The organism is Bradyrhizobium sp. 930_D9_N1_4 (assembly GCF_052076015.1).
Classification (GTDB): domain Bacteria; phylum Pseudomonadota; class Alphaproteobacteria; order Rhizobiales; family Xanthobacteraceae; genus Bradyrhizobium.
Window position 1 is genome coordinate 2,408,336 of record NZ_CP197236.1, and the last position, 24,903, is coordinate 2,433,238.

The 24,903-nt window shown below is 64.0% G+C and carries 22 protein-coding genes; 8 read left to right on the forward strand and 14 right to left on the reverse strand.

The features are described from left to right. Nucleotides 1-31: 31 nt before the first annotated feature. Together hpnO and AB7532_RS11155 are read left to right on the forward strand one after the other, a co-directional pair. Entirely contained in the window at nucleotides 32-1,423 is a 1,392-nt protein-coding gene (hpnO, locus tag AB7532_RS11150) for an aminobacteriohopanetriol synthase HpnO (RefSeq protein ID WP_441234839.1), read from the forward strand. Between the two features lie 116 nt (nucleotides 1,424-1,539). Next, nucleotides 1,540-1,944: a GFA family protein gene (locus tag AB7532_RS11155; protein WP_441234840.1), complete on the forward strand. Its 405-nt coding sequence runs from the start codon at nucleotides 1,540-1,542 to the stop codon at nucleotides 1,942-1,944. Nucleotides 1,945-1,970: 26 nt separating this feature from the next. Here the strand turns inward: AB7532_RS11155 and AB7532_RS11160 are convergent, their stop codons facing one another. From AB7532_RS11160 to AB7532_RS11200, 9 genes are all read right to left on the reverse strand, one after another. Further along, on the reverse strand, nucleotides 1,971-2,276 hold the full coding sequence (locus AB7532_RS11160; RefSeq protein WP_441234841.1) for a HigA family addiction module antitoxin: 306 nt from the start codon (nucleotides 2,274-2,276) through the stop codon (nucleotides 1,971-1,973). A 12-nt stretch (nucleotides 2,277-2,288) separates the two neighbouring features. Further along, nucleotides 2,289-2,570, reverse strand: coding sequence for a type II toxin-antitoxin system RelE/ParE family toxin (locus tag AB7532_RS11165; protein WP_441234842.1), 282 nt, complete (start codon nucleotides 2,568-2,570; stop codon nucleotides 2,289-2,291). Nucleotides 2,571-2,639: 69 nt separating this feature from the next. After that, a complete protein-coding gene (locus AB7532_RS11170; RefSeq protein WP_441234843.1) occupies nucleotides 2,640-3,407 on the reverse strand; it encodes an anti-sigma factor family protein in 768 nt (255 codons plus the stop codon). After that, nucleotides 3,404-3,955 carry a sigma-70 family RNA polymerase sigma factor gene (locus AB7532_RS11175; RefSeq protein ID WP_441234844.1) on the reverse strand — a complete coding sequence of 184 codons (552 nt, stop codon included), beginning with the start codon at nucleotides 3,953-3,955 and terminating at the stop codon, nucleotides 3,404-3,406. The genes AB7532_RS11170 and AB7532_RS11175 overlap by 4 nt, the downstream gene beginning before the upstream one ends. Nucleotides 3,956-4,091: 136 nt before the next feature. Continuing rightward, entirely contained in the window at nucleotides 4,092-4,430 is a 339-nt protein-coding gene (locus AB7532_RS11180) for a cupredoxin domain-containing protein (protein ID WP_441234845.1), read from the reverse strand. Nucleotides 4,431-4,445: 15 nt separating this feature from the next. After that, nucleotides 4,446-5,390, reverse strand: coding sequence for a metallophosphoesterase family protein (locus AB7532_RS11185; protein ID WP_441234846.1), 945 nt, complete (start codon nucleotides 5,388-5,390; stop codon nucleotides 4,446-4,448). 236 nt (nucleotides 5,391-5,626) lie between these two features. Further along, nucleotides 5,627-6,508, reverse strand: coding sequence for an alpha/beta fold hydrolase (locus tag AB7532_RS11190; RefSeq protein WP_441234847.1), 882 nt, complete (start codon nucleotides 6,506-6,508; stop codon nucleotides 5,627-5,629). A gap of 25 nt (nucleotides 6,509-6,533) precedes the next feature. Next, nucleotides 6,534-7,352, reverse strand: a complete 819-nt coding sequence (locus AB7532_RS11195; protein ID WP_441234848.1) for a hypothetical protein — start codon at nucleotides 7,350-7,352, stop codon at nucleotides 6,534-6,536. Beyond that, nucleotides 7,349-8,971, reverse strand: a complete 1,623-nt coding sequence (locus tag AB7532_RS11200; protein ID WP_441234849.1) for a GMC family oxidoreductase — start codon at nucleotides 8,969-8,971, stop codon at nucleotides 7,349-7,351. Before AB7532_RS11200 ends, AB7532_RS11195 begins: the two co-directional genes overlap by 4 nt. A gap of 175 nt (nucleotides 8,972-9,146) precedes the next feature. Between AB7532_RS11200 and AB7532_RS11205 the strand changes: the two genes are divergently transcribed. Continuing rightward, entirely contained in the window at nucleotides 9,147-10,319 is a 1,173-nt protein-coding gene (locus AB7532_RS11205) for a M20 aminoacylase family protein (protein WP_441234850.1), read from the forward strand. A gap of 72 nt (nucleotides 10,320-10,391) precedes the next feature. On the opposite strand, the gene AB7532_RS11210 is transcribed toward AB7532_RS11205, so the two are convergent. The 3 genes from AB7532_RS11210 to AB7532_RS11220 all read right to left on the reverse strand — a co-directional run bounded on the left by AB7532_RS11210 (nucleotide 10,392) and on the right by AB7532_RS11220 (nucleotide 14,795). After that, nucleotides 10,392-12,020 (reverse strand): inorganic phosphate transporter, encoded by a 1,629-nt coding sequence (locus AB7532_RS11210; RefSeq protein ID WP_441234851.1) that lies wholly within the window; start codon nucleotides 12,018-12,020, stop codon nucleotides 10,392-10,394. Nucleotides 12,021-12,117: 97 nt separating this feature from the next. After that, on the reverse strand, nucleotides 12,118-13,560 hold the full coding sequence (locus AB7532_RS11215; RefSeq protein ID WP_441234852.1) for a UdgX family uracil-DNA binding protein: 1,443 nt from the start codon (nucleotides 13,558-13,560) through the stop codon (nucleotides 12,118-12,120). Continuing rightward, nucleotides 13,560-14,795: a putative DNA modification/repair radical SAM protein gene (locus AB7532_RS11220; protein ID WP_441234853.1), complete on the reverse strand. Its 1,236-nt coding sequence runs from the start codon at nucleotides 14,793-14,795 to the stop codon at nucleotides 13,560-13,562. Before AB7532_RS11220 ends, AB7532_RS11215 begins: the two co-directional genes overlap by 1 nt. Nucleotides 14,796-14,958: 163 nt before the next feature. Here AB7532_RS11220 and AB7532_RS11225 point away from each other — a divergent pair, with 163 nt between their 5' ends. From AB7532_RS11225 to AB7532_RS11235, 3 genes are read left to right on the forward strand one after another with little or no spacing between them, the layout of a single operon-like run. Continuing rightward, the gene (locus tag AB7532_RS11225; protein WP_441234854.1) at nucleotides 14,959-15,747 is read left to right on the forward strand and encodes an ImuA family protein; all 789 of its coding nucleotides are present in this window, start codon (nucleotides 14,959-14,961) and stop codon (nucleotides 15,745-15,747) included. Beyond that, nucleotides 15,644-17,239, forward strand: coding sequence for a Y-family DNA polymerase (locus tag AB7532_RS11230; RefSeq protein ID WP_441234855.1), 1,596 nt, complete (start codon nucleotides 15,644-15,646; stop codon nucleotides 17,237-17,239). The genes AB7532_RS11225 and AB7532_RS11230 overlap by 104 nt, the downstream gene beginning before the upstream one ends. Beyond that, nucleotides 17,236-20,610, forward strand: coding sequence for an error-prone DNA polymerase (locus AB7532_RS11235; protein ID WP_441234856.1), 3,375 nt, complete (start codon nucleotides 17,236-17,238; stop codon nucleotides 20,608-20,610). The genes AB7532_RS11230 and AB7532_RS11235 overlap by 4 nt, the downstream gene beginning before the upstream one ends. Nucleotides 20,611-20,791: 181 nt before the next feature. On the opposite strand, the gene AB7532_RS11240 is transcribed toward AB7532_RS11235, so the two are convergent. Together AB7532_RS11240 and AB7532_RS11245 are read right to left on the reverse strand one after the other, a co-directional pair. Continuing rightward, entirely contained in the window at nucleotides 20,792-21,562 is a 771-nt protein-coding gene (locus tag AB7532_RS11240) for an SDR family NAD(P)-dependent oxidoreductase (protein ID WP_441234857.1), read from the reverse strand. Between the two features lie 176 nt (nucleotides 21,563-21,738). Then, on the reverse strand, nucleotides 21,739-22,026 hold the full coding sequence (locus AB7532_RS11245) for a hypothetical protein (RefSeq protein WP_092024185.1): 288 nt from the start codon (nucleotides 22,024-22,026) through the stop codon (nucleotides 21,739-21,741). Between the two features lie 56 nt (nucleotides 22,027-22,082). Between AB7532_RS11245 and AB7532_RS11250 the strand changes: the two genes are divergently transcribed. Then, complete coding sequence (locus AB7532_RS11250; RefSeq protein WP_441234858.1) at nucleotides 22,083-23,483, forward strand: CoA transferase; 1,401 nt, start codon at nucleotides 22,083-22,085, stop codon at nucleotides 23,481-23,483. Between the two features lie 145 nt (nucleotides 23,484-23,628). Beyond that, entirely contained in the window at nucleotides 23,629-24,873 is a 1,245-nt protein-coding gene (locus AB7532_RS11255; RefSeq protein WP_441234859.1) for an efflux RND transporter periplasmic adaptor subunit, read from the forward strand. Nucleotides 24,874-24,903: the final 30 nt, after the last annotated feature.

Below are 24,903 nucleotides of genomic sequence, written 5' to 3' on the forward strand. Positions count from 1 at the left end.
CGAAACGGCCCTCAACCGAAGTATGTAGCGGATGCACAGCCCAAATCCAGACATGTCTCAGCTTTTCGCGGACCGTCAGGCCCAGCGCAGCGCCCTGCATAACCGGCATATGAACGAGCAGTTCGTTCGTGTCCTCAAGACCATCGGCTACGATGTCGGCTTCCAGAAGGGGGAGGGGCAGTACCTCTACGACCGCGATGGCGCGCGCTATCTCGACCTGCTGTCCGGCTTCGGCGTGTTTGCGATCGGGCGCAATCATCCGGTCATGCGCGACGCGCTCAAGAGCGTGCTCGATGCCGATTTGCCCAACCTCGTCCAGTTCGACGTCTCGGTGCTCGCCGGCGTGCTCGCCGAGCGGCTCCTGAAATACGTCCCCTATCTCGACAAGGCCTTCTTCGCCAATTCCGGCGCGGAATGCGTCGAGGCCGCGATCAAGTTCGCGCGCGGCGCGACGGGGCGTCCCGGCATCGTCTACTGCGCCCACGGCTATCACGGCCTGACCTATGGCGCGCTGTCGCTGACGGGTGATTCGAACTTCCGCACCGGCTTCGAGCCGCTGCTGCCGGGCTGCACCTCGATCCCGTTCAACGACCTGGCCGCGCTCGAAAAGGCGCTCGTCTCGCGCGAGGTCGCAGCCTTCGTCGTCGAGCCGATCCAGGGCAAGGGCGTCAACATGCCCACCGACGAGTTCCTGCCCGGTGCTGCAGCGCTCTGCAAAAAATACGGCACGCTGTTCGTCGCCGACGAGATCCAGACGGGCATGGGCCGCACCGGCCGCTTCCTCGCGGTCGAGCACTGGAACGTCGAGCCCGACATGGTGCTGCTGTCGAAGTCGCTGTCCGGCGGCCACGTGCCTGTCGGCGCCGTGCTGACGCGCAAGGCCATCTTCGACAAGATCTTCAACCAGATGGACCGCGCGGTGGTGCACGGCTCCACCTTCTCCAAGAACGACCTCGCCATGGCTGCGGGCATCGCCACGCTCGACGTCATGGAGTCCGAGAAGCTGATCGAGTCCGCCGCCAAGCGCGGCGCCGAGCTGCGCCTCGCGCTGACGCGCATGGTGCCCGGCTACGAGCTGCTGAAGGAAGTGCGCGGCAAGGGCCTGATGATCGGCGTCGAGTTCGGCCCGCCGAAGTCGCTGCGGCTGCGTGCCTCCTGGAACGTGCTGGAGGCCGCCAACAAGGGCCTGTTCTGCCAGCTCATCACCGTGCCGCTGTTCAAGGATCACAAGATCCTCACGCAAGTGGCCGGTCACGGCAGCCACACCATCAAGCTGCTGCCGCCGCTCACGATCACCGAGGAAGACTGCACCTGGATCGAGAAGGCGTTCGACGACGTCATCGCCGGCAGCCATAAGGTTCCCGGCGCGATCTGGTCGCTCGGCAAGACGCTGGTGGACAACGCGGTGCGAAGGTCGGCCTAAGGCCTCCGCCGCGGCCTGATGTCGCGACGTGCGACTTGCTGAAGCAGGTCGCCTCCTGAAATTCCAGATCGGCACTTACTTTCCCGGTGTTGACCTGATCGGGAGAGGGGTGTGCGATGCCTGTGACTGGCGGCTGTCATTGCGGTGCGATCCGCTATGAAGTGAATGGCGACATGATGGTGCACGCGCTCTGCCATTGCGTGGATTGCCGTCGCCACTCCGGAGCACCGATGGTCGGCTGGGCGATGTATTCGCTCGAAGCGGTCAAGGTGGTGCGCGGCCAGCCTAAGATCTATCAATCCTCCGAGCATGGACGGCGGCACTTCTGCGCCGATTGCGGCACGGGATTGTTCTACGTCAACGAAAACCTGATGCCCGGGATCATCGACATCCAGAGCGGGACCTATGACCACCCCGATGCCGTTCCGGCGACGATGCACATTCAGGTCGCCGAGCGGATTGGCTGGATGGAGCGGGCCCACGAACTGCCGGAGTTCGAGCGGTTTCCCCTGCTTGAATGATGGCGTGGGCGGTACCGCACGATGTATCAGGCAGCCCTCGGTTTGTTCACGGTCTCGATGCGATCAAGAGCTTTGCCGAGATCGCGTTTGGCGATCTGGATGTCGTAATCATTCTGAAGATTGAGCCAAAGCTCGGCGGTCGTGCCAAGCGCTTTGCCCAGCCGAAGTGCGGTGTCGGCGGTGATCCCGGTCTGCTCGCTCGCGATCCGCTCGATACGAGTGCGCGGCAGGCCGCACGTCTTGGCAAGGGCGCCGGCGGACATGTTCAGCGAGATCAGAAATTCTTCCCGCAGAACCTCACCAGGATGCATGGGCTTGAGTTTCTTGGCCATCGTCGCGTTCTCCTAGTGATAGTCCACGATCTCGACCTCATCTGGACCATCTGTCGTCCAGACGAAGCATATCCGGAACTGATCGTTGATCCTGATCGAATGCTGCCCCTTGCGATCGGCCGTGAGGGCCTCGAGGCGGTTGCCCGGTGGGGCCCTTAAGTCGCCGAGCATGGCTGCAGCGTGCAGATAGCGCAATTTCCGGCGCGCAACCTTCACCAAGTCGGACGGAAAGCCCTTGGGAGCTTCGCCGTTAAAGACCGCCTCAGTTGTCTTGTCACGAAACGTCCTGATCACCCACCCAATGTATCAAGGTTTGATACATATGCAAGATGTCTGTATCATTGTATGATACATTTTGGGGGCCTACCCCTCTACATTCGCCTTCATCGCCGCCTCGAACTTGTCGACGAACTCGGCGAGCTCGTCGGCGCCGATGTCGCTGACGGCCCAGAAGTTCAGGCCGCGATTGCCCCAGCGGCGACAGTTGAAGCCCTGCATGGTCTCGGTCTTCGGCGCGCGATATTCCGCGTTCGATGTCTGCGATACGAACAGATTGATCACGTGCTGCCGGCGCTTGTAGACGACCGCGCCGATGGCACGTGCATCGATATAATCGAGCCGGCCGCCGACCAGCGTGAAGCCTTGCGCAGTGAGATCGATCACAGGCGGGGCGACGTCGAGCTTGCCGTTGAACCACGGCTTCACGGTGTGCTGGTCGGTCGAGACCACGTCGATGAGGTGGCCGGCCTGGAGCGAGCGCAGATGCGCGGAGACAACCTCCGACAGGATGCGCTGCTGGTCGTCCTGGCGCAGCACCAAGGCGACGACGCCGGAGGCGGCGAGTGCTGAGACCGCCGAACCCATGGCGAAGCCGCGCAGCACCGAGCGGCGGGTCGGTTGCTGGCGCTGCGGTTGCGGCAGCGAGGCTTCGATCCGGCTGCGCAGGCTTGCCGGCGCGGTGTAGCGAAGATTGGTGTCAGCGAGCACACGCTGTATCTCGCGTTGTGCAGTGAACTCGGCGGCGCAATTCGGGCAGCCGGCGATATGGGCCTCGACCTCGCGCGCGTGACCGGCATCGAGCTCGTTGTCGAGCAGCGCGTGAAGCAGGATCCTTGCTTCGTCGCAATTCATCTGGCTTGCTCCTCCTCCGCCGTCCAGGCCGCGCGCAGCATGGCGCGGGCGCGGGCGAGGCGGGACATCACGGTGCCGACGGGTGCGCCCACGGCCTCGGCGATTTCACGATAGGACAGGTTGTTGATCTCGCGCAGCACGAATGTCTCCCTGAACGGCTCGGCGAGCGCGTCGATCAGCTTGCGGATCGCGCCGGCATCGCGGCTGCGCAGAACCTCGGTTTCGGGGCTTACCTCGGTCTCCTGCCAGATCGGCGTCTGCTCGGCGGCGCCGGGCGTGTCCTCGAACGCGCTGTGCCGCCTGTGCGCACGCCGCGCATATTCTGCGTTGCAGACGTTGCGCAGGATCGCGAACAGCCAGGGCTTCATCGCCGGCCCGCGATAGCTGTCGAAATGCTTGAGCGCGCGCAGATAGCATTCCTGCACCGCGTCCTCGGCGTCGGAGGCGTCGCGCAGCAGATAGCGCGCGAGCGTGTAGACGTCGTCGAGATAGGGCAGCGCCGCCTCGCGGAAGCGTTGCGCCTTCTGCAATTCGTCGTTGGCGGGCATCGCTCCTCGCTTTGCCTCTTGTTCTCGCGGCTTCGTTTCGTCGCCGTCCGTTTGGTCGGCGTGTGTGACGGAAGGCACACGAGCCCGGCCGGCGTGGGACCACCGGCCGGGCAAGACGTTGATGCCTTGGTTCGAGCTATGACTCAACCTTGATCATCCCCGTCATGTGCGGATGCAACGAACAAAAATATTTGTAGTCGCCCGCATTGGTGAAGGTGAACGAGAACTTGTCGTCAGTGTCCAAGGTCTTGGATCTGAACTTGCCGGCCGACACCACGGTATGGGGGATGTCGTCGCGATTGGTCCAGGTCACGGTGGTGCCGGCCTTGATCTTGAGCTCGGCCGGCTGGAAAACGAAATTGTCGATATGGACTTCCATGTCGTCGGCACGGGCGCTTGTTGCGGGCAAGAGGATGGCCGCGGCAAGAGCGAGACCGAGGTCGACGCTGAAGTCGCGGCGAGTGAGTGTCTTCATTGTCAGCTTCCTGGATCAACCCTGCAGCGGCGTGTCGATGATCGCGAGCCGCTGCTCGTTCTGCTTGAAGTTGATACTGGCGACGCCAAGCATGGAGCGCAGCCTGGCATCCTCGACCTTCATCGGTCCGGGTGAGGGAGCCGCGCCCGGCGCGGGCTGCGGGAAGGCGGTCGAGCGCGCGGTGTGGAAGGTGACGTTGCCCTCGACCTTCTGCATCACCTGGTGGATGTGGCCGTTCAGCACGGTGACCGAGCCGAAGCCCTTGACGTATTCGAGCGCGCGGCCGCCGTCCTCGGTGCCCCAGCCCCATTCGGGATAGACGGTCCAGAGCGGAATGTGTGCAAAGAGCACAATGGGCGTCGATTTTGACTTGCCGCGCAAATCGTCCTCGAGCCAGGCGAGCTGCTCGGCGCCGAGATTGCCGAGGCCGCCGGCCTTGAGGTCGACGACGTTGACGAGGCCGACGAAGTGCACGCCGCCGGCGTCGAACGAATACCAGCCTGCGCCCTTGGTGCCGCGGCCATAGCGCTCGCGATAGAACTTCACCTCCTCGTCGAGGAAATCATGCTCGCCGGGCACATAGTGAACATCGAGCTTGCTCTGCGAGATGATGCGATCGGCATTGTCGAACTCGGCGGCCTTCGATAGATGGGTGATGTCGCCGGTATGGATCATGAAGGACGGCTTGGCCGGCATTGCGTTGATCTTGTTGATCGCTTCTTCCAGCGTGCCGAGCGCATTGGGATTGGCCGGCTTGTCGAAGCCGACATGGCTGTCGCTGATCTGCAGGAAGGTCATGCCCGGTGTGGCCGCAGTCGCGGCTTGCGCGGAATCGATGATGCCGAGCGAGCGCGGCACACCGCCGGTGATGGTCCAGAGCACCCCGGTGCCGGCCCACGTCATGCATTCCAGCACCTTGCGGCGACTGACGCCGTCGTCCCCGTGATCGTGTCCGCTCATCGCAAATCTCCGCTCGCCCGGAATTGGGCTTCGGGGAGGTGATTGGGGGAGGGAGGGGGTTATTCCTGGATACGATGACGATTTCGTGAGGAGGATAATCTCGTGTCCCGGACGCGGTACAGCGTGCAACGCTGCTCCGCAGAGCCGGGACCTAGAGGGCCGCGCGGCACGCGGTGAGATGGGCCCCGGCTCAGCAGCGCACCACTTCGTGCTGCGCCGCGTCCGGGGCACGAGACCTATTCTGCGAACTCCCGCACGGCCTCCACCACGCGCTCCGGCACTTCCTGCGCCACGCAATGCCCGGCGTCCTCGAACACCATCGTGCTGACACGCGGAATCAACGACACGGCGCGTCGCGACATTTCCTTGTAGATCGGTGCCGACTTCGCGGCGGTCGTGACGCGCACCGGACAGTTGATCTCGGCGAGCCCGCCAAACGGATTGCCGCGGGCGTCGCCGACATAGACTTGCTCCATCGCTTCGTAGATCGGACGCAGGATCGTGGACTCGATCTCTGGCGTGCAGCAGAGCCGCACCCGGCCATCGTCGAGCTGCACAAAGCCGTGGCTCACATACGCCCGAAGCGAGGTCTCGGTCCAATCCGCAAACGCCGGCGCGACGCGGTAGCGCGCGAAGACGGCGTCGGCACTGTCGAATTCGGCACGTCGGCGCAGCGTGCTCTGCAGGCGGGAGACGGAGTCTTCACTCAATTCCCCGGAGCGGGCCGTGCGCGGATCCATTGCGGTTGGCTCCATCACGAACAGGCGCGTGAACCGTCCGGGCAGCAATTTCGCCGCGAGCAGAAGATCGGTCGCACCGGCACTGTGGCCGATGCCGTAGACGTCGTGCAGATCGAGCGCGTCGATCACCCGGCAGATGTCGTCAGCGTAATCCAGAAAATGATGGGAGCCGGGCTTGTAGCTGGCGCCATGGCCGCGGCGATCGAGCGCGTAGACGGTGCAGGTCGATGCAAGCTCGCGCGCGACCTCGTTCCAGACGTCGGCAACGAAACCGGTGCCGTGTACGAGGAGTGCGGGCGGTTTTCCGCGCGCGCCCCATTGCAGCATGGCGATCTCGGTGTCGGCTGGGCCGATGGAAAAACGACGGGGATCGGTCATGCGGATGACGGGAGGCCGAGTTGCATCACTTGGGCCATTTGCGACGCCACTTGCCAAAGTCTGCCGCTGTTACGGGCGGCCAATCTGTTACCCAGGGAGCCACAATCGCGGGCTTGTCGGTATCCTTCAGCGCAATCATCAGCTTTTGCGATCCAATATCGACGGCAATCAAGACAGACGTGTCGTCGCAGGAATGTGCCTGGCACGCGTCTGCAATCGCGACATTGCCGTCGTACCTAATGCTGCCCGGACCGTTCAGCAGTCGCGGCAGGCTGGCGTAAGCGGCGGGGCCCAGCAGTTTGCGAAGCTGACTGGTGAACTCGGTGTGTTTGAGCAGATCGGCGGGGTGATTGATCGACCTGTTCCGCAGCATGTTCCAGCCGGTGCCGGTGGTTGTGGTGAACTTCAGGATCTCGGCCGGTCCGAAGCCATTCACGGTCCAGGTCCAGCGGGCTCCATTTATGCCGGGGCTCGCGGGGCTCTCGGCGACGATACGGTCCTTGTCGATCTTGTAGGTGACCGGGCCGCAGGTATCGAGCGGTCCGTCGATGCGGACAGGTTCTTTTTCAGGGAAACTCAGGATGAACAGCGAGCCATCGCAGGCGTTGCCTCCGGGGCTTGTGGTGCCGATCGCAAATCCGGCGGCGCCGATGGTGCCGACCTCGTTGATGTCGACGTACTGGCTCGTGACAAACTTTTTTCCGTCGACCGAGAGGGCGTCTTCATCCTCCTTGTTTTTGATGATTTCCAGCTTGTGCCCGAACGCGATCATGTTCAGCCTTTCGGCAAAAGCCAGTTGTGGCATCAGGCAGAGCAGCAGCGTTAACAGGCGTATGCCGGTCATGGACGGGCATCCTCCAAGATCATCGTCGCGCCCTTCTCGGCGATCATCGCGGTCGGCGTGTTGGTGTTGCCCGAGGTGATGGTCGGCATGATCGAGGCGTCGACGATGCGCAAGCCCGAGAGGCCGTAGAAGCGCAGCCGCTCGTCGACCACCGCCATGGGATCGCTCACCGCGCCCATCTTCGCCGTGCCGACGGGATGGAAGATGGTGGTGCCGATGTCGCCGGCGGCCTTCGCGAGCGAGGCATCGTCGTCGCCGACGGTAGGGCCGGGCAAATATTCGCTCGGGCGATATTTGGCGAGCGCCTTCTGCTGCATCAAACGCCGCGTGGTGCGGATGGCGTCGGCGCCGACCTGGCGGTCGTCGTCGGTCGAGAGGTAATTCGGCGCGATGATCGGCTTCTCATCAGGCGTCGCCGAGCGCAGCCGCACGGTGCCGCGCGAGGTCGGCTGGAGATTGCAGGCGCTGACCGTGATCGCGGGGAAGCGGTGCAGGGGATCACCGAACTTGTCGAGCGACAGCGGCTGCACGTGGAACTGGATGTTGGCACGTGCGCGCGTCGCATCGGAACGCGTGAAGATGCCGAGCTGTGACGGCGCCATGGTCAGCGGACCACGGCGGCGGAAGGCGTAATCGAGCCCCATCAGTCCGCGGCGGAACAGGTTGTAGTACGTCTCGTTCAGCGTGCGCACGCCCTCGACCTTGTAGATCGCGCGCTGCTGGAGATGGTCCTGGAGGTTGCGGCCAACGCCGGGCTTGTCCATGACGATGTCGATGCCGAGCGGCGACAGCCAGTCGGCGGGACCGATGCCGGAGCGATGCAGCACCTGCACCGAACCAATCGCACCGGCCGAGAGGATGACCTCGCGCTTCGCGCGCGCTTCGATGATCTCGCCGTTCTGCGTGAAGCGCACGCCGACGGCGCGGCCTTGCTCGATGATGAGACGGTCGACCAGCACGTGCTTCTCGAGCCGCAGGTTCGCCCGGTTCAATGCAGGCTTGAGGAAACCGCGTGCCGACGACCAGCGCCGGCCGCGCTTCTGGTTGACGTGGAAATAGCTCGTGCCTTCGTTGTCGCCGGTGTTGAAATCCGGGATGCGCTTGATGCCCATTTCTTCGGCGGCATCGCCAACGGCATCGAGCACATCCCACGACAGCCGCGGCGCCTCGATGCGCCAGCCGCCGCCGGCGCCGTGATGCTCGCCCGCGCCGAGGAAGTGATCCTCGAGCTGCTTGAACTTTGGCAACACATCGTCATAGCCCCAGCCGGTCATGCCGAGCTGGCGCCAATGATCGTAATCGGCGGCCTGTCCGCGCATCGAGATCATGGCATTGATCGCCGAGGAGCCGCCGATTACCTTGCCGCGGGGATAGGACAGCGAACGGCCGTTCAAGCCCGGCTCTGCCTCGGTCTTGAACATCCAGTCCGAGCGCGGATTGCCGATCGCGAAGAGATAGCCGACCGGAATGTGGAACCAGATCCAGTTGTCGTCGCCGCCGGCCTCGAGGATAAGGACGCGGTTCCCTGGTACGGCCGAGAGCCGGTTGGCGAGGATGCAGCCGGCCGTGCCGGCTCCCACGACAATGTAGTCAAACTCACCTTCGAGCCGCCTTGGCATTCTGCTTCCACCCGGATGGTCACTTCACGTTCCGCCCTAATAGGCAGACGCGGCCGACCGGGACAAGTCCGGCCATGCCAGGCGGGCAGGGCTAGGCCCCGATGTCTGGCAGTTGGGTGGACTGCCGCTTGCATGGTAGACAGTCCTGTATTCTCAACAAAGCTCGAGACCCTCCATGCCCATCGTGAACCGCGTCGCCGACCTTCAACCCGATATTCAGGCCTGGCGCCGGGACATCCATGAGCATCCGGAGCTGCTGTACGACGTCCACCGCACCGCAGCATTCGTGGCGGACCGGCTGCGCGAGTTCGGCTGCGATCAGGTCGTGACCGGCCTCGGCCAAACCGGTGTGGTCGGCGTGATCAAGGGCAACAAGCCGGCCGGCGAGGGGCTTAAGGTGATCGGCATGCGGGCCGACATGGATGCGCTGCCCGTCGAAGAGCAGACCAATCTGCCTTACGCTTCCAAGACTCCGGGCAAGATGCACGCCTGCGGCCATGACGGCCACACCGCGATGCTGCTCGGTGCCGCGCGCTATCTCGCCGAGACCCGCAACTTCGCCGGCGATGCCGTGGTGATCTTCCAGCCCGCTGAAGAAGGCGGCGCCGGCGGCGCAGCCATGGTCAAGGACGGCCTGATGGAGCGTTTCGGCATCGAGCAGGTCTACGGCATGCACAACGGCCCGGGCATTCCGGTGGGCTCCTTCGCGATCCGGCCGGGTCCGATCATGGCAGCGACCGACGAGGTCGACATCATGATCGAGGGCCTCGGCGGGCACGCCGCGCGTCCGCACAAATGCATCGATTCCGTGCTGGTCGGCGCGCAGGTGATCACCGCCTTGCAGTCGATCGTCGCGCGCAGCATCGATCCGCTGGAATCGGCCGTGATCTCGATCTGCGAATTCCACGCCGGCAACGCCCGCAACGTCATTCCGCAGACCGCGACGCTGAAGGGCACCATCCGCACGCTGTCGCCGGAGGTGCGCAAGCTGGTCGAGAAGCGCGTGCACGAAGTGGTGGCGGGTGTGGCGCAGATCACCGGCGCCAAGATCGACCTGCGCTACCAGCGCAACTATCCCGTCGTGAACAACCATGCCGCGGAGACCGAGGTGGCCCGGCGCATCGCAAAGCAAGTCGCGGGCGATGCCAATGTGCACGAGATGCCGCCGCTGATGGGCGGCGAGGATTTCGCCTACATGCTGGAAGCGCGTCCCGGCGCCTTCATCTTCTGCGGCAACGGCGACAGCGCGGGCCTGCACCATCCCGCCTACAATTTCGACGACGAGGCGATCGTCTACGGCACGTCCTACTGGGTCAAGCTGATCGAGGAATCGCTCGCGGCGTCGTAACGCCGAGTTCGGAGCAAATGAAAAGGGCCCGTGCATCGCACGGGCCCTTTGTTTTTGCGGGATCTGATCGGCTCAGAAGATGCGCGAGAAGATCACGTAGAGTGTGGCCGACAGCGCGATCGCGCAGGGCAGCGTCAGCACCCAGGCCATCAGCAAATTGCGGATGGTCGCCATTTGCAGGCCCGAACCGTTCGCGGCCATGGTGCCGGCGACACCTGACGACAGCACGTGGGTGGTCGAGACCGGCAGGCCGAACACGTCGGCGGCGCCGATCGTGGCGGCGGCGACCAGCTCGGCGGACGCGCCTTGCGCATAGGTCAGATGGGTCTTGCCGATCTTCTCACCGACCGTGATGACGATGCGCTTCCAGCCGATCATGGTGCCGAGGCCGAGCGCGATGGCGACCGCGATCTTCACCCAGTTCGGGATGAACTTCGTGGCGCTATCGAGCCCGCCCTTGTAGGCGTTCAAGGTCGCGACCTCTTCCTTGTTGAGGTCATTTTCCTTGTCCTTCATCAGGAAGCGGATCGCTTCCGACGTCAGGTACATGTCGTTACGGGTGTTGCCGACCACTTCCGCCGGCACCTTGTTGAGCGAGCCGTACTTCGCGACCTGGTCGCCGACATCCTTCACCAGCACCGACAGCGAGGGGTAGGTGCCTTCGCTGATGTGGTGCGAGGTGATGTACTGCGTCACCGCAGGACGGGGATCGCCGATGATCGAGTGACCGGCGCCCTTGGCGGCGATCACCTTGGAGGCGGCTTCCGAGACCTTCTGGAACTGGGCGACCTGGCTCTCCGGCAGCGCGCGATTCAGCGCGTAAGCGGTCGGCACGGTACCGATCAGGATCAGCATGATCAGGCCCATGCCCTTCTGGCCGTCGTTGGAGCCGTGGGCGAAGCTGACGCCGGTGCAGGTCGCGATCAGCAGGCCGCGGATCCAGAGCGGCGGTGCCTTGTTGCCTTCGGGCGCCGCGTACAGGGCCGGGTTGCGCACGACGAACTTGAGCAGCAGCAACAGCACGGCGGCGCAGATGAAGCCGAACAGCGGCGAGAGCAGCAGTGCGTAACCGATCTCGGTGGCCTTGGTCCAGTCCACGCCCGAGGTGCCATCGCGGCCGCGCATGACGGCGTTGGCGATGCCGACGCCGATGATCGAGCCGATCAGCGTGTGCGAGGAAGAGGCGGGCAGGCCGAAATACCAGGTGCCGAGATTCCACAGGATCGCGGCGATCAGCAGCGCGAACACCATCGCGAAGCCGGCGCTGGAGCCGACCTGGAGGATCAGCTCGACCGGCAGCAGCGAGACGATGCCGAAGGCGACAGCGCCGGAGGACATGAGCACGCCGAGGAAGTTGAAGAAGCCCGACCACATCACCGCGAATTCGGCCGGCAGCGAGTGGGTGTAGATCACGGTCGCCACCGCATTGGCGGTGTCGTGGAAGCCGTTGACGAACTCGAAGCCGAGCGCGATCAGCAGCGCAACGAACAGCAGGATGTAGGGCAGGAAGCTCGTGACCCGCGTGCCGGTCGCGTCGATGTCGGCATAGATGCTGTAGGCGACGAACAGCAGGCCCGCGGCGAGGATGCCGAAGAACAGGATCATCGTCAGCGGGTTGAAGCCCTTGTCGAGATTTGGCCGTGAGGCCGGCTGGATGGGCGTCGGATCGCCTACCGCACGGTCGAATGCAACATCGGTCATTTTTGGACGCCCCTTAACTGATTGGAAGGGCTATTGTCCGCGATGGATTTGAAGGCTGGATGACAGCTGCGGCGTAAAGTCGCTTTCCCACCGGTATTTAGGCGGCGCGCGGGGCCTTCTTCTGGAGACCAGCGGCGATCCTCAAATCTTCGACAAAGCGCTGATATTCCAGTGCCTTGGCTTCCGGATCTGGCAGTCGCAGCAGATAGGACGGGTGCACCGTCACCAGCGCCTTGCGCCCGTCGGGGAGGTCTATGAGCCGGCCGCGGGTCTTGCCGATGGGAGTGATCTTGCCGAACACGCTTTGCGCGGCGGTGGCGCCCATGGCGACGATGAGCTCGGGCTGGATTGCCGAAACTTCCCGCTCGTACCATGGCCGGCACGCCTTGATCTCCGGCGTCGCCGGTTTCTGGTGCAGGCGGATCTTTCCGCGCGGCACGAATTTGAAGTGCTTCACCGCGTTGGTGACGTAGACCTTCTGGCGGTCGACGCCGGCTTCCGCCAGCGCGCGGTCGAGCATCTGGCCGGCCGGGCCGACGAAGGGATGGCCGGCGAGGTCTTCCTTGTCGCCGGGCTGCTCGCCGACCAGCATGATGGTGGCGTCCCTCGGGCCTTCGCCGAACACGCTCTGCGTCGCGTCCTTGTAGAGCGGGCAGGCGCGGCAATGCGCGGCTTCCTCGCGAAGTGCTTCGAGATCGTCGGTAGCTAGCTTGCGTGTCATCGGAGCCTCCGGCCGCTTCTGAGGCTTGTGCGGATCGGTTGCGGCATTGGCGATCATGGCGCCGGTCATGCGCTCGGCATCCTCGATCAAGGGTTTAATGATCGAAGCCTCGGGCAGGTTCCTCCAGTATTTCTTCGGCATCTCCGTCTGCATCGCCTTCACCTTCAGCCGCGCCGGATTGAAGATGCTGGCGTAATAACGCCGCCAGGTTTCCTCGAGCCGGTCTTCACCCGGCGCCTCGTTCTTGCTGACGCCCGGCGTGAACGAGAGCGCGTGGCCGTCCCAATGCGCGCAGAGGTCCGGCGTCAGGATCGACCACGGCATATCGGCAAAACGTTTGGCGAAGAACGGCGCGGCGAGCTCGACGATGTGATGCTCCGGCTCGAACCAGGCGACGTAATGCGCTGCGCGCTCGCGGCCGATCTCGCGGAAGCGCACGAAGGCATGCATCTTGTGCTCGTCGCGATGAACCGCTCTGGCCATGGCCGTGATCTGCGCGACGTCAGGATCGGTCGCGACCTCGATGAGATCGTGATTGTCCTTCAGTCGAAACAGCAGGCGATAGAGGATCGCAAAGCGCTCGCGGTCGCGATGCAGGATCGCAGCCTTGGCGAGGTCGACGAATTTCGCCGAGACGCTGAAGGTGCCATCGTTCACTTCAAGTATCGGAGACGGCGCGGATGGCGCGAACAAATCGGCGTCGCCGCCCTGCACGGCCCATGTGACATCGGTGGGCTGCACATGATGCAGCACGAGGCTGCGCGCGGCTTTGCGCCAGCCGTCGAAATCGGTCTCGGTGTCGAGAGTGATGTACTGCATCAGAAGCCAAATCCTAGTTGCGTTGCCTTCGGCTTGAACCGCTCGATCAGCCCGGCTGCATCGAGGCGATGCGGGGTGGGACGGTGATCGCTGAGGACGATGAACGGCAGCGCCTTGTTGCGGGGCACGTGCAGCCGCGCCAGATCCGCCACGCGGATGGTGGTGGTGCGCCGCGTCGCGATGATGCGTTCAACCGCCTTGGTGCCGAAGCCCGGCACGCGCAACAGCTCCTCGCGGCTGGCGCGGTTGACGTCGAGCGGGAAGCGGTCGCGATGGCGCAGCGCCCAGGCGAGCTTTGGATCGATGTCGAGCGGCAGCATCGCGCTGTCGTCGACGATCTCACCGACGTCGAAACCGTAGAACCGCATCAGCCAGTCGGCCTGGTAGAGCCGGTGTTCGCGCAGAAGCGGCGGCTGCACCAGAGGCAAAGCGCGGCTGGCATCGGGAATCGGGCTGAAGGCGGAGTAATAGACGCGCCGCAGTTTGTACGAGCCGTAAAGATTGGAGCTGGTGTGGAGGATGGTGTGGTCGGAGGCGCTATCTGCGCCGACGATCATCTGCGTGCTTTGCCCGGCGGGCGCGAAGCGCTGCGGCTTTGCTTTCGTCTTCGCGGCGCGGCCTTCCTCGGCCTCGTCGAGCTTCAGCCGCAGCCGGCCCATGGTGCGGCGGATCGCGCGCACGTCCTTCTCCGGCGCGAATTGTTGCAGGCTCGTCTCGTCCGGCATCTCGATGTTGATGGAGAGACGGTCGGCATATTTGCCAGCCTCCGTAATCAGCGCATCGTCTGCCTCCGGAATGGTTTTCAGGTGGATGTAGCCGCGGAAGTGATGTTCCTCGCGCAGCTTGCGCGCGACGCTGACCACCTGCTCCATGGTGTAATCAGGGTTGCGGATGATGCCGGAGGAGAGGAACAGACCTTCGATGTAATTGCGCCGGTAGAAGTCGAGCGTCAGCTTGACGATCTCGTCGACGGTGAAACGGGCGCGCGGCACGTTGGACGAGGCGCGGTTGACGCAATAGAGGCAATCGTAATTGCAGGCGTTGGTCAGCAGCACCTTGAGCAGCGAGATGCAGCGTCCGTCCGGTGCGTAGGAATGGCATATGCCCATGCCCGGCGCGGTCGAGCCCATGCCCTTGCCGTCGCTGGAATCCCGCTTCTCGGTGCCGCTGGAGGCGCACGACGCGTCGTATTTGGCGGCGTCCGCGAGAATTTCCAGCTTGCGTTGCACGTCCATTGTTGAATCCCTTTGATTACGCTCATGAATCCGAAAGTCCGCCAATTCGATTGACTCACGGGTCGCCGTTAGCTTTATATTAGAACATATCATGAACAAATGAGCCAGCCGTTGGTTCTCTTTTTGAGAGCCACCGGCAATCACCCCTGAAGGAGCGGCGAGCATGAGCGGCGCACGAGCCAGCGCGCTTGCGACCTTGCGCGGCCAGATCGAGCGCATCGAGACGGCAGAGATCGTGCATCAGCAGGGTCGCGTCGCGCTCGGCCACCCCGAGGTGGACTGTGCCCTGAAGGGCGGGCTCGCCCGCGCGGTGATCCACGAGGTGTTTTGCGAAGGGCGTCAGGGCGCGGCCGCGACGGGTTTTGTCATGGGCCTCGCGGGACGCATCTCGGTGCAGCGGCCGCTATTGTGGGTGCGACAGGATTTTTCGGAAATTGAAACCGGCGCGCTGTCGATGAGCGGGCTTGCCGAGATCGGCCTCGATCCGCGCCGCGTGGTGATGGTGCGTGCGGCCGACGTCGAGAGCGCGCTGCGCAGCTCGGCCGACGCGCTCGCCTGCGATGCGCTCGGTGCCGTCGTGCTCGAGCTCTGGGGCGATGTCAGGCAGTTCGATCTCGTCGCGAGCCGCAAGCTGACGCTGGCCGCGCAATCGTCCGGCGTCACCGGCCTGATGCTGCGGATGGCCGCGCAACCTTTGCCCTCGACCGCGGAGACGCGATGGATGCTGCGCGCCGCGCATTCGCCGCCGGGCTCAGCATGGAGTGCCTGGGGCGCGCCGCGCTTCGATGCCGAGCTGTTGCGCAATCGTCATGGCCCGTGCGGCCGGTGGATCATGGAATGGAAATGTGATGAGTGCCAGTTCTCTGAACCGACGGCGTATCCTCAGCCTGTGGCTGCCGCGCCTGCCCATCGACCGGATCCAGCGTTTCTTCAACAGCGCCGGGCTGGGTAAGAATCATAATGATCCCTGCATTGTCGTCATCAAGGACACCAATGCGCTGGTGATCCATGCGCTCGACGAAACCGCCGAACGTTTAGGTCTGCATATCGGTCAGCCGCTCGCCAATGCCCGGGCGATGTGTCCGGACTTGAAGGTGTTCGACGCCGATGTCGTGGCCGATGCGAAGACGCTCAGCGACATCGCCGACTGGTGCGACCGCTTCACGCCGCTGGTGGCACTCGATGCGCCGCACGGGCTGTTTCTCGACATCACCGGCTGCGCGCATCTGTTTGGCGGCGAAGCCGCGCTGTTGCAGACGCTGGTCCGTGCGCTGGCCCGGCAAGGCTTTGCCGTCAGTGCGGCGATCGCGGGAACCTCGGTCTGCGCGCGGACGCTGACGCGGCAGACATCAGGCATCATCGTCGCCGATGGCGGAGAGGCGGCGGCCATCGACCGGTTTCCGGTGTCCGCGCTCGGTGCGGGGGAGGCCATCACCACTGGCCTCCGCCGCGCCGGGCTGAAGACCATCGGCGATGTTGCCTCGCGCGCGCCGAGCGAAATTACGGCGCGGTTCGGTGCGCGGTTCTCCACGCTGCTTGCGCATGCGCTGGGGCAGGGCGATGCGCCGATCAACCCGCGGAAACCGCTGCCGGACTACATCGTGGAGAAACGTTTCGCCGAGCCGATCGCGACCGACACCATGATCGCGATGACGCTGTCGCGGCTGGCCGATACGTTGATCGTCTCGATGGAGAAGCAGGGCAAGGGCGCGCGGCGGCTGGAGGCCGCTTTCTTCCGCACCGACGGCGCGGTGCGCGCGATCATGGTCGAGACCGGACGTCCGGTGACGCGCAGCGCCGTGATCGACCGTCTGTTCCGCGAGCGGCTCGATGCGCTCGCCGATCCCCTCGACCCCGGTTTCGGCTTCGACATGGTGCGGCTGTCGGCAAGCCGGACCGAGATCGTGGTGCAGGAGCAGCGCGACCTTGACGCCCATGTCCATGACAATGACGAGCTTTCTTTACTGATCGACCGCATTGCCGCGCGCATCGGGGGAAAGCGCGTCGTCGTGCACCTGCCTGAGGATACCCACATCCCCGAATGTGCAGTGCTGGCGGCGCCCGCGCAGCATCATCTCGCCGCCGCCATGCAGGCCGAATGGCCCGCGCGCGCCGAGAGCGAGCCGCCGCTGCGTCCCTTAAGGCTGTTCGACAAGCCGGAGCCGGTCACCGTGCCGTTTGCGACCGTACCCGACGGTCCGCCGCATCAATTCACCTGGCGCCGCGCAAAACATGCCGTGGTGCGCGTGGAAGGGCCCGAGCGCATCGCGATGGAATGGTGGCGGCAGGACGGCAAGCAATTGACGCGGGACTATTTCCGCATCGAGGATGCCGAGGGCCTGCGCTTCTGGATCTTTCGCGACGGTCTCTACGAGGGCGAGGTGTTCGACGGCGATGGCAAGCCCGCGTCTCCCGGCTGGTACGTGCACGGTCTCTTCGCATGAGCACGCCCGCTTATGCCGAGATTGGCATCACCACGAATTTCTCCTTCCTGCGCGGCGGCTCGGATCCGCGCGCTTACGTGCATCAGGCCAGCAAGCTAGGCATTCCCGTGATCGGCATCGCCGATCACAACACACTGGCCGGTGTGGTGCGGGCCTGGAATGAACTCGACAACAAGGAGGTGCTGAACAAGCCGAAACTGCTGATCGGCGCGCGCATCGTCTTCATCGACGGCACGCCCGACATTCTCGTTTATCCGCGCGACCGCGCCGCCTACGGCCGACTGTGCCAGCTTTTGACCAGAGGCAAGCGTGGCGACGACATCACGCGGATCGAGAAGGGCGAGTGCAAGCTCACTTTCGCGGACCTTCTGGAGTTTGCGGAAGGCCAGCTCCTGGTCCTGACGCTGCCGCATCGCTTCGAGCCTACGCAGGCGCTGGATATTCTGGCAAAGCTGAAAGCGAGCCGCGCGGAGGGCGTATGGCTGGCGGCGAGCCTGGTCTATCGCGGCGACGACCGCCGCCGTCTGGCGCGGCTCGACGATCTCGCCGCAACAGCCAAAGTGCCGCTGCTCGCCACCAACGAGGTGCTCTATCACGATCCCGGCCGCCGTCCGCTTCAGGACGTGCTCACCTGTATCCGGGAAAAGACCACGATCGAAGCGGTCGGACGCAAGCTGGAAGCCAATGCCGAGCGTTTCCTGAAGACGCCCCGCGAGATGTCGCGGCTGTTCCGCGATTTCCCCGAGGCGATCGCGGAGACGATGCGCTTTGTGGACAAGATTGTCTTCTCGCTCGATCAGCTCAAATACCAGTATCCAGACGAGCCGGTGCCGCCAGGCAAGACCGCGCAAGGGCATCTGGAAGATCTGACCTGGGCAGGCGTCGACAAATATTTCGGCGGCCAGATCGACGACAAGCTCCGCGCTACCCTGAAGAAGGAGCTCGCGCTGATCGCAGAGCTTAAATACGCGCACTACTTCCTCACCGTGCACGACATCGTCCACTACGCGCGCAGCCAGAACATCCTGTGCCAGGGCCGCGGTTCGGCGGCGAATTCGGCGGTCTGCTACGTGCTCGGCATCACCTCGGTCGATCCGACCCAGGTCGATCTGTTGTTCGAGCGCTTCATCTCCAAGGAACGGCTGGAGCCGCCCGACATCGACGTCGATTTCGAGCACTCGCGGCGCGAGGAGGTGATGCAATATGTCTATCGCCGCTACGGCCGCCACCGCGCCGCGATCATCGCCACCATTATTCATTATCGCCCGCGCAGCGCCATCCGCGACGTCGGCAAGGCGCTGGGTCTGACCGAGGACGTCACCGCCGCGCTCGCCGACACGGTGTGGGGCAGCTGGGGCAAGGGCCTCAACGACATGCAGGTCAGGCAGGCCGGACTCGATCCCAGCAATCCGATGATCGGCCTTGCGGTCGAGCTCGCGACAGAGCTGATCGAATTTCCGCGCCATCTTTCGCAACATGTCGGCGGCTATGTGCTGACCCAGGACCGGCTCGACACCTATGTCCCCATCGGCAATGCCGCGATGGACGACCGCACTTTTATTGAATGGGACAAGGACGACGTCGACGCGCTCAACATGATGAAGGTCGACGTGCTCGCGCTGGGCATGCTGACCTGCATCAGGAAGTGTTTTGATCTGATCGATCAGCACAAGGGTAAACGTTATGTGCTGGCGAGCGTGCCGCAGGACGATCCCAAGGTTTACGACATGCTGTGTGATGGCGAGTCGCTCGGCGTGTTCCAGGTTGAAAGCCGCGCCCAGATGAACATGCTGCCGCGGTTGAAACCGCGGACGTTCTACGATCTCGTCATTGAAGTCGCGATCGTACGCCCCGGGCCGATCCAGGGCGATATGGTTCACCCATACCTGAGGCGACGGAACGGTCTGGAGAAAGTGACCTATCCTTCGCCATCGCCCGAGCATGGTCCCGCGGACGAACTCTACAAAGTGCTGCACAAGACGAAAGGCGTGCCGCTGTTCCAGGAGCAGGCCATGCGCATCGCGATCGAGGCGGCGAAATTTACCTCTGAGGAAGCCAACGGTCTGCGCCGCTCGATGGCGACCTTCCGCAATGTCGGCACCATCGGCCAATACGAGGAGAAGCTGATCGGCAACATGGTCGCGCGCGGCTACGATCCCAATTTTGCTCGAAGCTGCTTTGACCAGATCAAGGGCTTTGGCTCCTACGGTTTCCCGGAGAGCCATGCCGCAAGCTTCGCGCAGCTCGTCTACATCTCGTCATGGCTGAAGTACCATCACCCCGATGCGTTCTGCTGCGGCCTTTTGAACTCGCAGCCGATGGGCTTTTATGCGCCTGCGCAAATCGTCAGTGATGCCCGCAAGAATGGCGTCGAGGTGCGCGACATCGACGTCTCCTACAGTGCTGCGCAGAACACGCTGGAGAATGCCGACAGCAAATACTGCGCCGTGCGTCTGGGCTTCCGCCAGATCGACGGCTTCCATTGGCTTGATCCGGATGAGGAGAATCTCAAGAAGCAGCAGACAGAGAGGCGAGGTGAAGAATATGTCAGTCCAAAAGACTGGGCCGATCGCATCATCGACGCCCGCAATCTCCGCCCTTTCACCTCGCTCGAAGACTTCGCCCGCGACACCGGCCTGCCCAAGCGCGCACTGATCCTGCTCGCCGATGCCGATGCGTTCCGCTCGCTGGGGCTCGATCGCCGCGAGGCGCTGTGGCAGGTGCGGCGGTTGCCCGACGATGTCGCACTGCCGCTGTTCGAAGCGGCGACCGCGCGCGAGCAGCCGGACGAGCACGCAAAGCCGCTGCCGTTGATGCCGCGCTCCGAGCAGGTGGTCGCGGACTACCAGACCATCCGGCTATCGCTCAAAGGCCATCCGATGGAATTCCTGCGCGAAATGTTTTCGCGCGAGCGCGTCGTGGCCTGCAAGGACATCAGCCACGAGAACGAGCGGCGCCGCGTCCGCTGCGCCGGCGTGGTGCTGGTGCGTCAGCGGCCGGGCAGCGCCAGCGGCGTCGTGTTCATGACGCTGGAGGACGAAACCGGCATCGCCAATGTCGTGGTGTGGCCCAAGGTCATGGAGCAGTACCGGAAAGAGGTGATGGGCGCGCGCCTCATCGAGGTCCAGGGCTATATCCAGAGCAGCCCCGAAAAAGTGACGCATCTCATCGCGCAGCGCATGATCGACCGCTCGCACGATCTGGTCGGCCTCGCCAACGACGCCCTGAGCCGCAAGCATCCCTTGCCGGCCGGCGCCACGGTCGTCGAGCCGCTCAACGAAGACGCCCGCGCTCTCACGGACATGCCCGCGCAGAAAATCCGCCACCCCCGCAACGCCCGCATCCTGCCGCCGTCGCGGGATTTTCATTAGGCTTGGTCAATGCGCAACTCTATCACCGTCACCCTGAGGTGGCCGCTCCTTCAGCGGCCCTCGAAGGGCGACGGCCCGGCTGCAGCAGCGGGGCCGTGCATCCTTCGAGGCTCCCCATGGGACGCCTTGCGTCCCATGCCTCGCACCTCAGGATGACGGGATTCGCAGGCGCGAGCCCCCCTCAAAAATTCACCCGATTCGAGATCGCGCCGTCCACGATGAGATTCGACCCCGTCGTGAACCCCGACACCGGGCTTGCCAGAAACACCGCCGCGCTTGCGATTTCCTGCGGCGTTGCCATGCGGCCGGTCGGATTGCGCTTCATCGCGTCGTTGTAACGCTCGGGCATGTTCTGCTCGACCATGTTCCAGACGCCTCCTTTGAAATAGACGGTGCCGGGCGAGACGACATTCACGCGGATTTTCTTCCTGGCGTATTGCCGCGCCAGACCCTTGGCCATGTGGATCAGCGCTGCCTTGATCGGACCGTAGGAGCTGGCGAGATCGGCCTGCGCCGCCGAGATCGAGGAGATGATGACGAAGGCGGCATCGCCGCTCTTTTCGCCGCCGGCCTCGAGGAACGGCCGTGCGGCGTCGAACGCGTGCACCGCGCCGAGCACGTCGAGCCGGAAGTTCTGCTCCCACGATGCTGGATCGTGGCCTTGCGACATCGCGCCGGCATTGGAGAACAGCAGATCGACGCCGCCGAGATCTTTTGCAGCGCTCTCGATCCAGGATTTCAGCGCCGCGCCGTCGGTGACGTCGACCGAACCGCCGGTGGCGTTGATGCCGCCGGCCTTCAACTCGGCAACGGTGGCCGCAACCTGATCAGCGTTGCGCGCGCACACCGCGACATTGGCGCCTTCACCGGCCAGCGTTGCCGCAATCGCCCGCCCGATGCCGCGCGTGCCGCCGAGGACGATGGCATTTTTTCCTTTGAGACCGAGATCCATTGTTGGTTTTCCTTTTTGTTGGTGACAGGGAGTGTAGCCGCTTCAAGGGAGACGCAGAAGCCTCCACATCGTCATTGCGAGCGCAGCGAAGCAATCCAGAAATGCACCCGCGGAAGCAGTCTGGATTGCTTCGTCGCAAGGGCTCCTCGCAATGACGCGGAGAGAGGCGTGCCGCCTCACTCGGGCGCAGCCCCCACCGGCGGGCCGCCGGGCGGGCGGTGCAGGAAGGTCAGCGACGCATAGGCGCCGGCCCATGAGCCGATTGCCGCGAACGCGACATAGAAGGCGTTTTCGGTATAGCTGATCACCGCGTAGGAGGAGAGCATGTACCAGACCGCGCTCCAGTTCGCCGCCGGCACGCGTTTTCGCGCGATCACGGCCGAGGTAAACATGACATAGACCGCGTCGGTGGCCGCCGTTGCGATGAACACGGCGCCTGCGGTGAGGGGATCGATGGCAGCCATTGCATTCCTTTATGTGCTAGAAGACGACCGCAGAAAAGTAAGGGAGAGAAGCGGCCATGCAAAGCCCCGCGGACATTCTCAAAGACATCTGGACCTCCGCCGGCGGCGACAAGGCCGCGCTCGAACGCGTGCGGCTGACCGGGGAGGAGCCGCAAATCCCGTCCTCGTTTCGCGTTGCGGTTGCCGGCCAAACCACGATCGCTGCCGCAGGCCTCGCCGCCGCGGAGATCTGGCGGCTGCGCAGCGGCGAGATACAGGATGTCTCCGTCGACATGCGCCACGCCGTCGCCGAATGCCGCTCCGAGCGTTATCTGCGCCTCGACGACAAGCCGCCGCCGCCAGCATGGGACGCCATCGCGGGCGTCTACAGGACCGGCGACAACCGCTTCGTCCGCTGCCACACCAACTTTCCGCATCATCGCGATGCCGTCTGCAAGGTGCTCGGCTGCGAGGCGGAGCGCGAGAAAGTCCAGGCTGCACTGACGCAATGGAAGGGCGAAGACTTCGAGACCGCGGCTTATGCAGCGGGCGGCGTCGTTGCCCTGATGCGATCCTACGACGAATGGTCCGCGTTGCCGCAGGCGCGCGGGCTCGCCGAACTCCCGCTGATCTCGATCGAGAAGATCGGCGACGCCGCGCCAAAGCCGTGGCCAAGGGGCGATCGACCGCTCGCGGGCCTGCGCGTGCTCGATCTGTCCCGCGTCATCGCAGGCCCCGTTGCCGGCCGCACGCTCGCCGCGCATGGTGCCGATGTGCTGCTGGTCTCGGGGCCCGAACTGCCGGCGATCCCATGGCTCACCATCGACACCGGCCGCGGCAAGCTCACCACCCTCATCGAGCTGAAGAGCGAGGCAGGCAAGGCGCAGATGCGCGAACTGCTGAAAGACGCCGACATCTTCTCGCAAGGCTATCGTCCGCGCGCGCTCGCCGCTCTCGGCTTTCCGCCGGAAAATGCTGCGGAGATCAATCCCGGCATCGTCTATGTCACGCTGTCGGCCTATGGCCATTCCGGTCCCTGGGCCGAACGGCGCGGTTTCGACTCGCTGGTGCAGACAACAACGGGTTTCAATCACGCCGAAGGACAGGCCGCCGGCATCGAGGGTCCCAAGGAATTGCCGGCACAGATGCTCGATCACGCCACCGGCTATCTGATGGCGTTCGGCGCGATGATGGCCAAGGCGCGCCAGGCGAGCGAAGGCGGCAGCTGGCACGTGCGCGTGTCGCTGGCTCAGACCGGGCGCTGGCTTTGGAATCTCGGCCGGCTCGACGGCGGCTTGAACACCCCGGATCTCACAGGTGAGGCCGTACATGCTGCGTTTATCGAGAGCGTGCCATCAGGCTTTGGTACGTTGAAGGCGGTGCAGCATTCTGCACTGCTGTCGTCAACGCCGGCGCAATGGAGCCGTCCGGCGATGCCCCTTGGCAGTCATCCGGCACAGTGGCCGCAGCGAAGCTGACGTGAACCTGACGCATCGCAAAATTTTAACGCAGTTCGAAAGGTGCGAAGCGTTTTTTAGGTTGTTTGAAATCCCAATTCAGCACTATTAGCGCGACCGATCAGGCAGCCACCTGCCGAGATCGTCGCAGACACGACCGGGCCCCATGGTAGTTGAAAATACCAAGCGATTGCAGGCTGTTACAAAACGACGGGTGATCGCGTCCGTAGTTTTACTAGCTCTTGCGGGTGCCGGGGCCTACGGCTTCCTCTATGCGGGCGGCAAAGAGAAGAAGCACTCCGAGATTTCCAGCCAGTCGCGCCGGAATGCGCAGAACTTCACGCCGACGGCGTCCGAATGGGCGACGCTGACGATCGAGCCGGTGAAGGCCAAGACCTTCCGGGCCGAGTATGTCACCGAGGGCAAGGTCGCAGTCGACGAGGATCGTTCGACGCCGGTGTTCTCGCCCTATGCGGGCCGCGTCACCAAGCTGCTCGCCAAGCCGGGCGAGATGCTGACCCAGGGTCAACCGCTGTTCACAATCGAGGCCGCCGACACCGTGCAGGCCCAGAACGATTTCATCGCGGCGATGACTGCGCAGAACAAGGCGAAGTCGGCGATCGATCTCGCCGACATCCAGTTCAAGCGCGCCAAGGACCTCTATGAAGGCCACGCCATTCCGCTGAAGGATTATCAGCAGGCGGAAGCGACCCAGGTCCAGGCGCAGAACGACATGCGCTCCTCGGTGACGGCGCTGGAGGCTGCGCGCAACAAGCTGCGCATCCTCGGCTTCACCGACGAGACCATCAAGGCGTTCCAGGACAAGGGCGTCATCAACCGGGAGATCACGATCAACTCGCCGATCTCCGGAACGGTCGTGCAGCGCAAGATCGGGCCCGGCCAGTTTGTCAGCGCCGGCGCCAGCGATCCGGTGTTCGTGGTCGGCGACCTCTCCACGGTCTGGCTCACCGCCTTCGTGCGCGAGAGCGACGCCGCCGCGGTCTGCATCGGGCAGGACATCACCGTCAACGTGATGGCGCTGCCGGGCCGTCCGCTCACCGCCAAGATCAACTACGTCGCCGCCGCGATCGATCCGGCCACCCGCCGTCTGCTGGTCCGCGCCACCATCGACAACAAGGACGGGCTGCTCAAGCCCGAGATGTTCGCCAACGTCACGATCTATTCGGCCGGCGACCGTGCGGCGCCCGCTGTGCCGAAGCAGTCGCTGATCTATGAAGGCGACCAGGTCCGCATCTGGGTCGCGCGCGAGGACAAGTCGGTCGAGTTGCGCCAGATCAAGATCGGCCTCATCAACGGCAATCTCGTCGAGGTCACCAGCAATTTGAAGCCCGGCGAGCAGATCGTGGTGAAGGGCAGCCTCTTCATCGACCGCGCGGCATCCGGCAGCTGATCGACGACACAAGAAACTGAAGATCTGAAC

Excerpts from the sequence above, each read along its gene's own strand:
- hpnO (WP_441234839.1), top strand. The coding sequence starts at position 32 with ATGCACAGCCCAAATCCAGACATGTCTCAGCTTTTCGCGGACCGTCAG.
- AB7532_RS11155 (WP_441234840.1), top strand. The coding sequence starts at position 1,540 with ATGCCTGTGACTGGCGGCTGTCATTGCGGTGCGATCCGCTATGAAGTG.
- AB7532_RS11160 (WP_441234841.1), bottom strand. The coding sequence starts at position 2,276 with ATGGCCAAGAAACTCAAGCCCATGCATCCTGGTGAGGTTCTGCGGGAA.
- AB7532_RS11170 (WP_441234843.1), bottom strand. The coding sequence starts at position 3,407 with ATGAATTGCGACGAAGCAAGGATCCTGCTTCACGCGCTGCTCGACAAC.
- AB7532_RS11175 (WP_441234844.1), bottom strand. The coding sequence starts at position 3,955 with ATGCCCGCCAACGACGAATTGCAGAAGGCGCAACGCTTCCGCGAGGCG.
- AB7532_RS11180 (WP_441234845.1), bottom strand. The coding sequence starts at position 4,430 with ATGAAGACACTCACTCGCCGCGACTTCAGCGTCGACCTCGGTCTCGCT.
- AB7532_RS11185 (WP_441234846.1), bottom strand. The coding sequence starts at position 5,390 with ATGAGCGGACACGATCACGGGGACGACGGCGTCAGTCGCCGCAAGGTG.
- AB7532_RS11190 (WP_441234847.1), bottom strand. The coding sequence starts at position 6,508 with ATGACCGATCCCCGTCGTTTTTCCATCGGCCCAGCCGACACCGAGATC.
- AB7532_RS11195 (WP_441234848.1), bottom strand. The coding sequence starts at position 7,352 with ATGACCGGCATACGCCTGTTAACGCTGCTGCTCTGCCTGATGCCACAA.
- AB7532_RS11200 (WP_441234849.1), bottom strand. The coding sequence starts at position 8,971 with ATGCCAAGGCGGCTCGAAGGTGAGTTTGACTACATTGTCGTGGGAGCC.
- AB7532_RS11205 (WP_441234850.1), top strand. The coding sequence starts at position 9,147 with ATGCCCATCGTGAACCGCGTCGCCGACCTTCAACCCGATATTCAGGCC.
- AB7532_RS11210 (WP_441234851.1), bottom strand. The coding sequence starts at position 12,020 with ATGACCGATGTTGCATTCGACCGTGCGGTAGGCGATCCGACGCCCATC.
- AB7532_RS11215 (WP_441234852.1), bottom strand. The coding sequence starts at position 13,560 with ATGCAGTACATCACTCTCGACACCGAGACCGATTTCGACGGCTGGCGC.
- AB7532_RS11220 (WP_441234853.1), bottom strand. The coding sequence starts at position 14,795 with ATGGACGTGCAACGCAAGCTGGAAATTCTCGCGGACGCCGCCAAATAC.
- AB7532_RS11225 (WP_441234854.1), top strand. The coding sequence starts at position 14,959 with ATGAGCGGCGCACGAGCCAGCGCGCTTGCGACCTTGCGCGGCCAGATC.
- AB7532_RS11230 (WP_441234855.1), top strand. The coding sequence starts at position 15,644 with ATGAGTGCCAGTTCTCTGAACCGACGGCGTATCCTCAGCCTGTGGCTG.
- AB7532_RS11235 (WP_441234856.1), top strand. The coding sequence starts at position 17,236 with ATGAGCACGCCCGCTTATGCCGAGATTGGCATCACCACGAATTTCTCC.
- AB7532_RS11240 (WP_441234857.1), bottom strand. The coding sequence starts at position 21,562 with ATGGATCTCGGTCTCAAAGGAAAAAATGCCATCGTCCTCGGCGGCACG.
- AB7532_RS11245 (WP_092024185.1), bottom strand. The coding sequence starts at position 22,026 with ATGGCTGCCATCGATCCCCTCACCGCAGGCGCCGTGTTCATCGCAACG.
- AB7532_RS11250 (WP_441234858.1), top strand. The coding sequence starts at position 22,083 with ATGCAAAGCCCCGCGGACATTCTCAAAGACATCTGGACCTCCGCCGGC.
- AB7532_RS11255 (WP_441234859.1), top strand. The coding sequence starts at position 23,629 with ATGGTAGTTGAAAATACCAAGCGATTGCAGGCTGTTACAAAACGACGG.